The following is an 11,959-nucleotide window of genomic DNA, read 5'->3' as shown; positions in this document are numbered from 1 at the left end:
CGAAGCCGCCCTCGACTGCGCCGCCGGCCTCTACCTCGGCGACCCACCCGCCTGACCGCTCAGACCCCCGAAGGATCAACGCGGTGCTGCACTAGAGACCGCCCGCACACCCGATCACGATGCGGCGGGGGCCGGCGGGCAGGTCGGCGCAGTCGGCGAGGTTGGCGAGCAGCTCGCGGGCGCCGGGGGTGTTCAGGACGACGTCCTGGACGCGCGGGTTGAGGCCGTCCAGGTCGAGGATGTCGCGGGCGGCGGCCGGGTCGCGGATCCGGTCGCGGACGTCCTCGATGCGGTCGGCGGTGGGCGGGGCGGGAGAGCCGTCCGGACCGGTGGGCAGGTGCAGGTAGCCGAATGAGATCAGGCGGATCGGGTGCAAGGAGGTCTCCTGCTCAGTAGTGAATGGCGGGTACACGCAGGCGCCGCGCCCGGCCGGGAAGGGCGGGCGCGGCGCTCCGGGGTGGTTCTACTGGGTGATGGTGTCGGTGACCACGAGGAACTGGTCGCTGCCGAGGTCCATGACGGCCCGGCCGTCGGTGCCCTGCGCTCGCCGGGCGGCGGCGTATTCGCCGGCGGGCCAGGAGCTGCGGGGGTGGCTGGCGGGGAACCGTTCCAGGACGGTGCGCTGCGCGAGGAGGGCGGTCGTCACTGAGAGCCGCCCTCCTCGTAGGCGTTGATGAGGTCGCCGATCGCGTCGGGGGTGGCGGCCTCGCCGGCCCAGCGGCCGGACGCGGTGAACACCGGGACCTGGTTGCGGTCGACGTCGAAGACGACGACGTACATCCCGAACCTCTCCATTACGAGGTCGTAGAGCACGGAGGCCAGGGCCACCTCAAGGACCTCCAGGCCGTCGACGGTGTGACGCGGGCGAGGCCCTGGGGGTCGTCGGGCGGGACCAGGGTGCCTGTGACACGCAGGAAGTCGCCGGGCTGGATCTCGCGCAGCAGCACGTCGGCGATGCGCGGGTCTCCGGTGGTGCAGGCATACACGGTGTCCGGAGTGTCGGAGGCGATCCGGTCCGCATCGGCGGGGGAGTGGATCAGGTCGGGCGCCCGGTGCCGGCCTCGGCTGCTGAGACGGGGCCGGCCCGGGAAGTGGGGCTCATGCCCAGAACGCGTCCGCGTACTGCTGCTCCAGGTCGGCGCGGCCTTCGGGGTCGTCCCGGCCGTGGTCGGTGCAATACGTGTCCGGGTCGGTGGCCAGGCCGCCGGTCAGGGCCCGCAGGAGGTCCGTGGCGTTGTAGACGGGGGCCCACGCCGCGCTCTTGCAGTCGGTAAAGACCGGGCAGGCCATCAGGACTTCGAAGCCGACGTCGCCCTCGCCGTCGATGTCGGTGCGCAGGGCGAGGATGAGGCGGTCGGCGCCGAGCCGGATCTCCGCGGTGCGGTCACCGCCGGCGAGCTGCGAGCCGTCGCGCCACCGCCACATCGGCAGGATCTCGGCACCGAAGCAGCGGCGCGCCAGCAGCAGATCGCCCAGGCCGTCGCCGCCGTCCCAGCCGAGATCCGCACGCTGGGCATCGCTGACGCGTTGGAGTAGCGCCTCCAGTCGGTAGATGTTCTCCGCGACGACGACGTGGTCGAACCCCTCGGCGGGCAGGCCGGGCCACGCGGCGACCATCGCGGCGTGCTGCGCCAAGACGACCGGCTCGGGCACCCGCCGGTTCACGGGCCGGCCTTCCTGGCGTTCGACACACACGGAGGCCGGAGTGGGAACGACCAGCGCGACCGTGGGCACGCCGTGGCGGCGGGCGGTGGCAATCAGGTTGGCGCGCACGGACTTCTCGCAGTTCGTCGCGTCGACCACCGTCATCTTCCGGCGGGCGAGGCGGGCCTCCAGGACGGCCTGGAGCGCGAACACGGCGTCGCCGGTCGCCTCCTGGCAGCCCGCGTCATCACTGACCAGGGCCCGGAACCTGTCGAGCTCCAGGACCTGCGTGGCGCGCCAGGTGGAGGCCCACGTCGACTTGCCCGAGCCAGCCGCTCCGATCAGGCAGACCAGCGACGGTTCGGGGATGGTCGTGTCGACGGGCAGCGCGTTCTTCAGTCGGAGGGTTTTCACTGGTTCTCTCCTTGGGGTTGTTGGGCGGAGGCGGGCACGCGGTCCGGCCGGGCGCGGGCAGGCCGCCTCCGCAGTAAGGGGGCATTGGGGCGCGTGGGCGGCTGCTTATCCGGTGACCGCGAGGACGGCGGCGGCCAGGAGCAGGGCGAGCGCGGCCAGGATCGTGTCGACCGCGCGTTCCAGCCGCTTGTACTTGGTGAAGGCGCTGGTGGAGAGTGCCTCGATGCGGGCAGCGCGGGTGTCAACGCCCGTGGAGGCCCGGATGGCGTCCGCGTCCATACGGGCCCACTGCGGGAACGTTCCGGGCACCGGGGTGCGGCCTCCGAGATTGGGCCGCACGACCAGGAGCAGCAGCACGGCGGCGGCCACCAGGGCGAGGCTGGCGGCGCCGCCGACGATCTGGGCGGGCAGAGGGAGGTCCTTGCCGGCGAGGCTGGCGAGTCCGGCGAGGACCGCGCCATCGAAGGCAAGGAGTAAGGATCCCTTGCTGTCTGTGCGCGCGATCTCGTTGACGACGGAGGCGCAGGCCGCGTCCAGGTTCTTGTCTGTCACGGCGGGATCGGTGCTGGCAGCGGGGTCGGTGTTGAGGGTCATCGTTGGCTCCTTCTCCGGCCGGGCTGTCCGGCTCCCCTTCACCACCCGGTCCGCAGGGGGCGGGGCGGGTGGATCAGGCAGCCGTCAGAGGGCGGGGGTGGTGGACGACGGGGTGGTGCAGGCCGCGGTGGTGGAGGTGGACCTGGTGGCCTCGGCGGCGTAGGCGCCGGGCCAGCAGGTGGGCCGTGACACCTGCGCTTTTCCGGACTAAGGACTCCAGAGCTGGTGGGCGGTCAGAGCCGCTGAGAGTAGAGGTTCTGATCGTGTGAGAATCGCGCCCGTGGAGTGCGACGTGTGCGGGCGTTCGATGTGGCGGTGGCCGTTGGATCCGAACCATTGGGCGGAGGAGATCTGGTCCTGCTGCTGGTGCTATGCGACGGCTCATGTGGGCGGCGAGTGGTTCGAAATCTCCCGTCCGCCGTATGCGCCTGTGGGTAGTCGCTGGGAGACGGCAGTCGGGGAGGAGTTGCCTCCCGGTTCTGCTCACGCCTTCGGTTCCTTCGAGAAGACGCTGTGCGGGATCGAGCTCCCGGGATTGTCCCCGTCCGACTATCTCTGGCTCCCGGAACGCCGGAATGCTTGCGGTGACTGCAGGGAAGCCGCAGTCACCATCGATGAGCGTTGGCCGTGCGAGCTGCGGGACGTTCACGCACGTACCAGCATCGTGAAACAGCTGCCCAAGTAGGCAGCACTCCCCGCCCGGGGCGAGGCCAGCGTGCGTATCCGAACTGTGGCGGCGATCTTGTGGTCTGGCGGGCGCCCCCGTGTTGCCGCGTCCTAAAGGACGGCTATCGTCACGCCATGAGCACGCAGGATCTGGCACCGTTTCTGCTCCAGGACATCGAGTTCGATCCCGGTCACAGCCTTCTCCTCACGGGGTGGAGTGAGTTGATGCCGGTGATCGAGGCTGCGGGTCTGGAGGGGAACGGCTATACCTGGGAAGGCGTCGCGCGACTTCTCGTGGCCCGCCACCTGCCCGACTCGGCGGACCAGTTGGAGCACGACTCCGAATCCGGGATGTTCGCCGTGTACTCGTCGAATCGCGCAGTCCTTGAGGCCCTGGGCGTCCTCATGCGCGACCTGTATCGGTCGCCGGAGCGTTTGGGTGTCCTCCTGACCGAGGTCGATCCAGACTTCTTTGACGACTGACCACGCTCGGGACGGTGCTCGCGCTCTCTGGGTTAGGGAATCGATCATGAAGCGGCCGTCTTCAGCACGCGAGGGAGATGGGCGTGCATGTGCTCCATTACGACGTCACGTCCAAGCTGTCGGACCCGCCCTTGGGGGCGCATGCGAAATCGCCGGCGGGGCAATGAGAGGTGCTTGAGATGTTCGCTGGGGGAACCGCGCGGCTGCTGGTCAGGAACGACGGTGAAGCACCGCTGGAGCTGACCGTGGAGCCGTGGGCAGATGCCTACCAGCTCCTGCCGGGGCAGACCTGCGTCGTTGTTACTCACTCGCCGGCAGAAGACGGTTCTTGGTCCGGAACGCTGCGTGGGGACGAGCCATTCCAGGTCGACCATCGGCGGGATTCGGTCACGGTGTGGGCCAACGGCAACTGCTTCCACCTCAGTGACATGGCGGGCGATGCGATCGATGCGGCCGACTGGCAGTGCCCGGTCCAGGGCAGTGGACCTGAAAAGTAGCTGGGCCGTGACCACGGTAGCGAGAGCGGCCCCGCCTGGGGCGGGGCCGGTGAGCGCTTCGGTGGTGGGAGGTGGTCAGCCTGACAGCCCGGGTTCTCCTGTATCGGTTTGAGGCGGTGGTGCGTTGTCGGTGAAGACGGGCATGCCGAGGTCGACCAGTTGAGGGCGTCCGTCGGCGGGGGTGTTCTTGAGGCTGTTGAGCTTGGCCATCGCGGCGTCGAAAGTGACCTGTAGTCCCTCGACCTCGCCGAGCCAGCCGTTGGCCCGGGCCTCGCGGATGCGTTCGCGGAGGTTCTGGATGATCTCAATAAGGCGGGGTTTCTGGCGGGGGTCCATCTGGAGGACCGGGCAGCGGATGCACGCGTGCTCGTGCTTGCAGGGGGTTCCGTAAGGACGTCCGCAAGTGCCGAGCGAGACCTTGCGGAGTTCGAAGTGCTGCTGGAAGTCGTGCCACTCCTGCTCGGTGGGCTCTCGGTATTCGTCCTGCGGTCGATCGGCCCGGCGGCGGTCGAGGAAGCCGCGGTAGGTCCGCACGAGGTCGTCCTGGAAGACTGCAAGGTATGCCTGGGTGGTGGTCAGGGTTTTGTGTCCGAGGATGCGAGCGGCGATGTGAACGGGCAGTCCGCCGGTGACGGCCTCGGTGGCGAACATCCTGCGGAACTCGTGGGGCGTGTAGTTCAGCGGCTGTCCTGCTTGGTCGCGCAGACCGGTGGCTTCCAGCGTCCGGTCGAGCCTGTGCTTGACCGCGGCCTCGCTCATGACCTGCGGTTGCCAGTACGGCCGTCGTTGGAAGAGGTGAGGCAGCAGCGGGCCGGTGACTCGCTCGTGGGAGTCGTATCGGGCGATGAGGGGGATCTTGCCACCGTTGGCGTCGCGCAGGCGCTTGATGATGGTGGCCAGGACGCTTGCGAGTTCAGGGCTCACCAGCAGGAGCCGTTCCTCGTTGCTCTTGGACGGAACGATTTGAAGCAGTGGAACGACTTCTCTGGTTTCTGGCAGCCGATAGGAGACCAGTGCCAGATGTGTCAGTTCCGTGAGTTCCTCGGCCCGTACTCCGGTGTGACGCAAGGTCTCGATGACTGCCCAGGACCAGAAGGCGTCGTCCTCTACCAGGCTCTGGTTGATGCGGCGGCCGGTGGAGCCGACCGTGCGGATGAAGACGTGCGGCGAGCCGTGGTCCAGCCGGCTGGGAATCTGGTTCACCTTGAGCAGTTCCCGCAGGTAGCTCGTGCCGCCGTGCTCGAAGACTTCGCCGAACGGGGTGGCGCGAGCGGCTTCGAGGAGAGCTGCGGCCTCACGGTGGACTCGTTCTGCTGTCTGGACCAGCAGGGGGAGGTGGGGGAGCCGGTCGCGTACCCGCTGGTGCATGCGGGCCGTGGTCTGCTTGTAGATCTTCTGGTTCCCGGCGCCGTCTCCTCGGGTGATGGGGCTGGGGACGGCCCACTGCGCCCAGAAGGGGTCCTCGTGTGCCCACTCCTGGATGTCGAGATAGAAGCCGCGGACGCGCATCATCACGTCGATGCGGGAACGTCGTTTCTTGACCTCGCCGGACCTGGCATGGACGTAGGTCACGATCCGTTGCTTCCAGCCGTCGATGACGTCGTCAGGGAGCCGGAGGGTGCCGATGCCGGGGTGGTGGGTCTCGATGTCCGCCCAGAAGACGCCGGCCAGTTCGCGTACGAGTCCGCGGAAGGTACCGTAATCGACACCGGGGCGGCGTTCGTCGAGATAGCGCACCAGCACGTTGCGGATCTCGGTGGACTGGATGTTGTAGGAGTCGACCAGTTCGGTCGTCGGCCGTTGTCCGTGCCGCAGCGCGTCCTTGAGGGTGTCCTTGGACTGGATGGCACCGACGCTCCGCAGCAGTTCCCAGGCGCTGTGAGTCCCGACGAATGCCTCGCCCCGCATCCGGCGTCCTCGGGCCCGGACCTGGAAGACGTCCTCGGCAGTCAGTTCGTGCAGGTCGCGTCCGGTGTGCAGAATCATTGAGGAGATCAAGCGCAATCCCTCATCGACGTGCCGGGGCGTCATGCCCAGCCCGGCGCCGTGGTCACGGATGGTTTCCAGGTCCCCGTCGGGAAACAACTGCTGGACCTGCTTGAACAGCAGAAGTGCCTTGTAGCCGCGGAGGAATCCGTATCCCGGCAGGACGATCCGGCTCAGCATCAAGCAGTTGAGTCCCGCAATCACTCCGTCGCGCTGACCATCTGTCTGGTGGTCGCCCAGTACAGCGGTGAGTACGACCTCTTTCCCGCGGTCGGCATCGGTCGCCCGCCAGCGTTCCTGCCACCCATGGTCGGGGTGCTGCTCGAGCCAGTCCAGGATCTTGGTGGCGTTTGCCAACCGCTTGTTCGCGCGGTCGCGGCTGGCCTTGGTGTCACCAGGCGGCCAGAGCGGAGAGGCAGGGAGCAGGGCCAGCACCTCAGCGCGGGTGAGACGGTCGTGTGGTCCGACACGTGCTTCATCGGCCTGCAGATCGTGGTCGATGAACAAGGCTTGTGCCAGTGCCGGTTTCGTTCCCGCCAGCCGGACGGAGTTGGCCCGTCTCGATCCCTTCCTGGTCATCCGCGCTCACCACCGAACAGCACATCCAGGTCGCTCGCCTCATAGCCGGTGGCCGGTGATGCCGGTGGAAGCGCCGCACGTTCCTTGACGTCAGCGAGGTACTCCTGAACGCGGGCGATCACCTGCTCCTCGTCCTCGACTAATGGTGACGTCGGATATTGAAACTGTCCGAATGCCTGGCTGTGGGAGGGCGCGGTCTGGGCCAGGGCACGTCAGCGATGCTCGGGTGGCAACCCCGCGTCTGCGAAGTCGGCGACGGCCTGCTGAAGCTGTTCGAGGAAGTCGACGAAGCTGGGGGCGATCGGTTCGAAGGCGTCGAACCAAGACGCGGTGGTGGACCGATGGACGGTCCCGCTCGGGTCGACGGCAAGGAGGTTGCCTCCGCCGTCGCTTCCGAACACGATTCCGACCGCGTCGTCTGCAACGTGCACGGCGCCGTACTCGGCGAGGTCGTTGAGCACGTGGTCGGGTGAGTGGATGAAGTGCCCGTTGTCGATGTCGGGCAGGGCTGCCTCGGAGATCGTGTCGTAGAACGCGATCAAGGTGGGTGCGGCTGCGGGGTGCTCCTTGAACCGCGAGGCTGCTGATCGGCTGGCGGCATTTGCCAGGATGATCTCGTTGTCGCCAGGCGGGTAGCCGTGGGTGTCCTCGAAAGAGCTGAGCACACGCTGAAGCGACTCGGTGATCTGGTGCTGCCAGACGACGAGCCAGTCCGCGTTGAGCAAGGGAGCCTGCATCTGGATCTCCTATTCCGTGGCTTCTGCTGGCCTTGAGGTTCGGTTGCTGGGGCGTCGGCTGACTTCGGCGGCGTAGGTTGCCCAGTCGCCGGCGGAGAGTCGTTGCCAGGCGACGGCGACGTCGGTGTGGATGCCGAGTGTGCGGGCGAGGATCGCGGCGGGGATCTCGGTGGCGAGCTGGAAGAGAGCGGTGCTGCGGGCCTGGTTGGGCCGGATCCCGAGCTGGTTCAGGCGCTGGGTCAGTTGTGTGGTGCTGATCGGGCGTCCGGGTTGGCCGCCGGGGAAGAGCCATGAAGACGGAGCCAGGGCGCCGATGGTCGCGTGCCCCTTGCGGTTCGCGGCAACAGTGCGGGCCAGCTGGGCGACGGGCTCGGGCAGCTGAACGGGTGCATTACCGAGGTGGAGCCTTACCTCCTGAGCGCCCACCTCTACGTCCTCGATGGTCAGTCGGTGGATCGCCGATGGCCCTTGTGCGTAGAGGAGGAGAAGCAGTCCTGCGAGACGGTCTTCGGGCTTGAGGGTGTCGTCGTGCAGGAGCCGGCGTGCGACGTTCCACCGGTGCTCGTCATCGAGTGGCTGGGTGGGGCCGTGCCAGCGGACAGCGGGGACGTGGACGGTGGTGAGCTTATTGGCGCGAGCCCAGCGGACGAAGTGCCCGGCTGTGTGGCGGTAGGTCGCGGAGTCGTCGGTGAGCCACTGGTCGAGGTTGGCCTGTCGGCACGTCTCCAAGGCGAGGTCGTGAGCTTGAAGCCAGTTAAGGAAGGCGACGGCCGCATGGGTGCGTTGACGCGCGGATGCGAACTGCTGCGGGGTCAGGCGGCGGCCGTTGCTGCGTCGGCGTAGTCGACGGACCAGGTGCCATATCGCGTACTGGTGCAGGACCTTGCGCTGTTCGGGGTCTTGCTGTGATGCGAGAAGGCCAGTGAGGAAACGTTCGAGGCGGAGCATGTACTCGTCCCGCTCAGGCAGGGCACCGACGCCGACGAGGACTTGGCGGAGGTGGGCGAGAGGCGGACTGTCGGGCAGTTCGTCGAGGGCTTCGTGAGTCAGGGCTCGTCTGCCGGCCGCGAGGTCGGCCAGGACCGGAGACACGAACGGCTTGTTCAGCCACCGATTGGCGGTGAGTGGGTGCTCGGTGGTGGCGATGTTGTTCCGCAGGGCTTCGAGACCGGGATGGAGGGCAGCGGACGGAGGGCCCAGGAGCTCGTTGAGGCGCCGATTGATGAGACAACGAGCGCACTGACCGGGGTGCGGATAATCGGGCTCGCTGCAGGTGGGGCAGGTGTGCCAGACCTCAGGCGCGGTGCAGCGCAGGCAAAGGGGCTGGTCGAGAGTGCCGGAGACGACCGCCGCGACGCCGCCGCAGGCCGAGCACGGCGCGGAGTGACGCTGGCAGTCCAGGCACCACGGCCGACCCGTAGTCCGAGAGGTGCCACAGGGTTTCTCCGCGTCGCAGATGCTGCAAGTCGCGGTGGGCAAGGAGGGGCAGCCTTGGCAGAGCGGGCCGGTCGGTCTGCAGGCCCGCGTGCAGCAGCACCAGGCCGCGCCACGGCCAGTTCGCGGGCCTGTTCTCCGGGTTCTTCCCGGCGAGGATGCAGTGGCCCAGGGCTGGCGGATCGTGATGCCACGGATCCAGTCGCCGCCGATGAGGTTGCCCATCACGCGGCACGCTCCAGCAGGGCGGTACCGGGGCGCCCGGCGCGGCGCCCGTTGACCGTCGGCGCGTCCAGGTCCTCGATCTCCGCCCAGCCGTAGCGGCCGGAGTGCTTGGTTCGGTACATCGACACGTCCGCGCCGCGCAGAAGGGCGGGCAGCGTGTGGATGCCGAGGTAGTCCGGGACGGCCGCGCCGACGGAGGCGGCGACGGGCAGCGGGCCGGCCTGCGTGGGCACGGGCTCGTGCAGCACGTCGACGAGGTCCTGGAGGTGCTGCTCGATCCCGTCCTGGCAGCGGGTGGCCACGGCGAACTCGTCGCCCCCGAGACGGCCGACGACGCCGTTCGGTCCGGCCCACCGGGCCAGGCGCTCGCCGGTGGCGGCGAGCGCGGTGTCCCCGGCGGCGTGGCCGTGGGTGTCGTTGAGGCCCTTGAAGTGGTCGAGGTCGACCAGGCAGACGACCGTGTCGTGGCGGTGGCGGGCCAGGAGGCGCCGGGCGCGGCGCTCGAAGGCGGCGCGACGCTGGGCGCCGGTGAGGGGGTCACGTCGTTCGGCGGCCAGGCGCCGGTGGAGCGTGAGCGCGTGGATGGTCCAGCCGGTGAGCGGAAGTGCGAGGGTGGTGATGAGGAGTGCGCGTTGCCCGTTCGGGGTCGCGACGCGCGTGAGCGGGTCCATACTTGGGTCTCCCTCTCGTCTCGTACGGGATGGGTGACCCGGGGCAGGCGGTCGGTTTCCACGCCTGGACGCCTGCCTCGGGGGTGAGCTACAGCGCGAAGTCGTCGCGGCTGTTTCAGCTGCACGGGTTGTTCCAGCGGCCGGCCGTCGCGGCGGGCCACTCAAGTTCCCAGCCGGGCCGCAGCCCGGCCGCTCCCCACCGGTCCGGCTGCTTGCCGGGGTTGGCGCGTCCGGCCGTGTGCGCGGCGAGCGCGGTGTCGTAGACCTCGTGGGCGCGGCGCAGGGCGGTGGTGGGGGAGTCGGCGACGCCGGTGAAGACGTGTCGGCCGCGCCGGGCGGGGTTGGCGGTGTCGTGTATCGGGACGTCGACCTCGTACATCTCGGTGTTCGGCATGACGCCCGTCTCCTTTCCGTGCGGTGTTTGAGGGGCCACCGCGGCCGCCCCGGTCTCCGTCGTACGGAGGCCGGGGCGGCACGGAGAGCCCGTCAGGCAGCGACGGGGGCGGGGGAGTCGAGGCCCACGCCGCGGAGCGCGTCCAGGACGTACGGGTCGAAGCGGTTCTGGTTCGGGAGGTGGCAGTCGGGGCAGCAGTGGGCCCACTCATCCCCGGCCGGGAGGTCGGCCGGGGTGAGCGGGTGCGGGTGCGATCCCTTGGCAGCGCGGCTCATTCGCGGACCGCCGCGGCGTACTGCTCCTCCAGGTCGGCGCGGCCGTAGGGGTCGTCGTCCATGCCGACCGCGTGGTCGTCGGCCTCCTGGTCGACGTCGTCGGGGCCGCCGTGGACGGTGCACACGGCGTCCGGGTGCGGCCGGCTGCTGGTGTGCGCGACCAGCAGGTCGGTCACCGAGTGCACGGGCTGCCAGGCGCGCGCGTCGCACTCGTCGTCGTACGGGCAGCACGTGAGCAGGTCGAAGCCGAAGTCGCCCTCGCCGTCGACGTTCGTGCGCAGGGCGAGCACGAGCCGGTCCTTGCCGAGGCGGATCTCACCGACCCGGTCGCCGCTCGCCAGGCCGCTGCCGTCTCGCCAGGTCCACAGCGGCAGCACGTCGTCGCCGAAGACGCGGCGGACCAGGAGCAGGGAGCCGAGGCCGTCGCTGCCGTCCCAGCCCATGTCGCGGCGGCGGGTGTCGCTGGCGCGTTGCAGGAGCGGCTCCAGGCGGTGGATGTTGTCGGCGAAGACGACGTGGTCGAAGCCCTCGTCGCGCAGCTGGGGGAAGGCGGTGACCATGTCGGCGTGCTGGCGGCGGACGATGTCCTCGGGCACTGCGCGGGCCGGGTCGCGGTCGGCTTGGCGCTGCACGCACACGTCGGCCGGGGTGGGGACGAGCAGTGCGACGGTGGACACGCCGTGGGTACGGGCGGCGTCGAGCAGGCCCTTGCGGATATGGGCCTCGGTGTTCGTCGCGCTGATGACGGTCGTGAGTTTCCGGGCGAGGCGGGTTTCGATCGCGGTGTGCAGAAGGGCAGCCGCGTCCGGGGTGGCCGACTGGTCGCCTTCGCAGCCCGAGACCATCGCCCTGAAGGCATCGAGCTCCAGGACCTGGGTCGGGTGCCAGGTGGAGGCGAGAGTGGTTTTGCCCGCGCCCGCCGGGCCGATGAGGACGATGAGCGCCGGGTCGGGGATGGTCGTGTCGAGGGGCTGCATCGTGCCGGAGAAAGCACGGGTCATGAGTTCTCTCCTTGAGGGGTGAGTGGTCGGCAAGGCGGGGGCGGGCCCGGAACGGTCCGGGCCCGGGGTGGGCGGCGGTGGCCGCGGTGGCGGGAATCGGGGCCGGCGTACGCGGGGTCGTCCAGTCAGCCGATGACGGCGAGGACGGCGGCGGCCAGGAGCAGGCCGAGCGCGGCCAGGATCGTGTCGACTGCCCGCTCCAGCCGCCTGTACTTGGCGTAGGCGCTGGTGGAGAGAGCCCCGATGCGGGCGGCGCGGGTGTCGGCGCTCGCGGAGGCCTGGATGGCGGCCGCGTCCATCTCGGCCCAGTACGGGAAGGTTCCGGGCACCGGGGTGGGGGGGGGGGGGCGGGGGGGCGC

Annotated in this window: 15 protein-coding genes and 1 pseudogene; 2 read left to right on the top strand and 14 right to left on the bottom strand. The window is 69.4% G+C overall.

Annotation, left to right across the window (positions count from 1 at the left end; genetic code table 11):
- Positions 1–91: 91 nt before the first annotated feature.
- The 5 genes from ACWCPY_RS42215 to ACWCPY_RS42195 form a co-directional block, all read right to left on the bottom strand.
- A complete protein-coding gene (locus ACWCPY_RS42215) occupies positions 92–376 on the bottom strand; it encodes a RapZ C-terminal domain-containing protein (protein ID WP_451274367.1) in 285 nt (94 codons plus the stop codon).
- 87 nt (positions 377–463) lie between these two features.
- Positions 464–646: a hypothetical protein gene (locus ACWCPY_RS42210; protein ID WP_451274365.1), complete on the bottom strand. Its 183-nt coding sequence runs from the start codon at positions 644–646 to the stop codon at positions 464–466.
- Positions 643–828 (bottom strand): hypothetical protein, encoded by a 186-nt coding sequence (locus tag ACWCPY_RS42205; protein WP_451274363.1) that lies wholly within the window; start codon positions 826–828, stop codon positions 643–645. The genes ACWCPY_RS42210 and ACWCPY_RS42205 overlap by 4 nt, the downstream gene beginning before the upstream one ends.
- 270 nt (positions 829–1,098) lie before the next feature.
- Positions 1,099–2,058 carry an AAA family ATPase gene (locus ACWCPY_RS42200; RefSeq protein ID WP_451274361.1) on the bottom strand — a complete coding sequence of 320 codons (960 nt, stop codon included), beginning with the start codon at positions 2,056–2,058 and terminating at the stop codon, positions 1,099–1,101.
- A gap of 105 nt (positions 2,059–2,163) precedes the next feature.
- Entirely contained in the window at positions 2,164–2,652 is a 489-nt protein-coding gene (locus tag ACWCPY_RS42195) for a Pycsar system effector family protein (RefSeq protein ID WP_451274359.1), read from the bottom strand.
- A gap of 801 nt (positions 2,653–3,453) precedes the next feature.
- Here ACWCPY_RS42195 and ACWCPY_RS42190 point away from each other — a divergent pair.
- Both ACWCPY_RS42190 and ACWCPY_RS42185 read left to right on the top strand, forming a co-directional pair.
- The gene (locus ACWCPY_RS42190; RefSeq protein WP_451274357.1) at positions 3,454–3,801 is read left to right on the top strand and encodes an Imm51 family immunity protein; all 348 of its coding nucleotides are present in this window, start codon (positions 3,454–3,456) and stop codon (positions 3,799–3,801) included.
- A 179-nt stretch (positions 3,802–3,980) separates the two neighbouring features.
- Positions 3,981–4,298, top strand: a complete 318-nt coding sequence (locus ACWCPY_RS42185) for a hypothetical protein (RefSeq protein WP_451274369.1) — start codon at positions 3,981–3,983, stop codon at positions 4,296–4,298.
- 75 nt (positions 4,299–4,373) lie between these two features.
- On the opposite strand, the gene ACWCPY_RS42180 is transcribed toward ACWCPY_RS42185, so the two are convergent.
- The 9 genes and pseudogenes from ACWCPY_RS42180 to ACWCPY_RS42140 all read right to left on the bottom strand — a co-directional run.
- On the bottom strand, positions 4,374–6,863 hold the full coding sequence (locus tag ACWCPY_RS42180; RefSeq protein WP_451274355.1) for a tyrosine-type recombinase/integrase: 2,490 nt from the start codon (positions 6,861–6,863) through the stop codon (positions 4,374–4,376).
- Positions 6,860–6,985 (bottom strand): hypothetical protein, encoded by a 126-nt coding sequence (locus tag ACWCPY_RS42175; protein WP_399435011.1) that lies wholly within the window; start codon positions 6,983–6,985, stop codon positions 6,860–6,862. Before ACWCPY_RS42175 ends, ACWCPY_RS42180 begins: the two co-directional genes overlap by 4 nt.
- 90 nt (positions 6,986–7,075) lie before the next feature.
- Entirely contained in the window at positions 7,076–7,588 is a 513-nt protein-coding gene (locus ACWCPY_RS42170) for a hypothetical protein (RefSeq protein ID WP_451274353.1), read from the bottom strand.
- A 21-nt stretch (positions 7,589–7,609) separates the two neighbouring features.
- Complete coding sequence (locus tag ACWCPY_RS42165; protein ID WP_451274351.1) at positions 7,610–8,692, bottom strand: hypothetical protein; 1,083 nt, start codon at positions 8,690–8,692, stop codon at positions 7,610–7,612.
- 566 nt (positions 8,693–9,258) lie between these two features.
- Positions 9,259–9,930 (bottom strand): GGDEF domain-containing protein, encoded by a 672-nt coding sequence (locus tag ACWCPY_RS42160; protein WP_451274349.1) that lies wholly within the window; start codon positions 9,928–9,930, stop codon positions 9,259–9,261.
- A 115-nt stretch (positions 9,931–10,045) separates the two neighbouring features.
- Positions 10,046–10,324, bottom strand: a complete 279-nt coding sequence (locus tag ACWCPY_RS42155; protein WP_451274347.1) for a hypothetical protein — start codon at positions 10,322–10,324, stop codon at positions 10,046–10,048.
- 92 nt (positions 10,325–10,416) lie between these two features.
- Positions 10,417–10,599 (bottom strand): hypothetical protein, encoded by a 183-nt coding sequence (locus ACWCPY_RS42150; RefSeq protein WP_451274345.1) that lies wholly within the window; start codon positions 10,597–10,599, stop codon positions 10,417–10,419.
- Positions 10,596–11,600, bottom strand: coding sequence for an AAA family ATPase (locus ACWCPY_RS42145; RefSeq protein ID WP_451274343.1), 1,005 nt, complete (start codon positions 11,598–11,600; stop codon positions 10,596–10,598). The genes ACWCPY_RS42150 and ACWCPY_RS42145 overlap by 4 nt, the downstream gene beginning before the upstream one ends.
- 125 nt (positions 11,601–11,725) lie before the next feature.
- Positions 11,726–11,959 (bottom strand): annotated as a pseudogene (locus ACWCPY_RS42140) (helix-turn-helix domain-containing protein); the annotation flags it as partial.

Source organism: Streptomyces sp. NPDC002403 (assembly GCF_053593015.1).
Note: the sequence above shows the minus strand (reverse complement) of the source record. Positions and strands in the feature narration are given on the sequence as shown.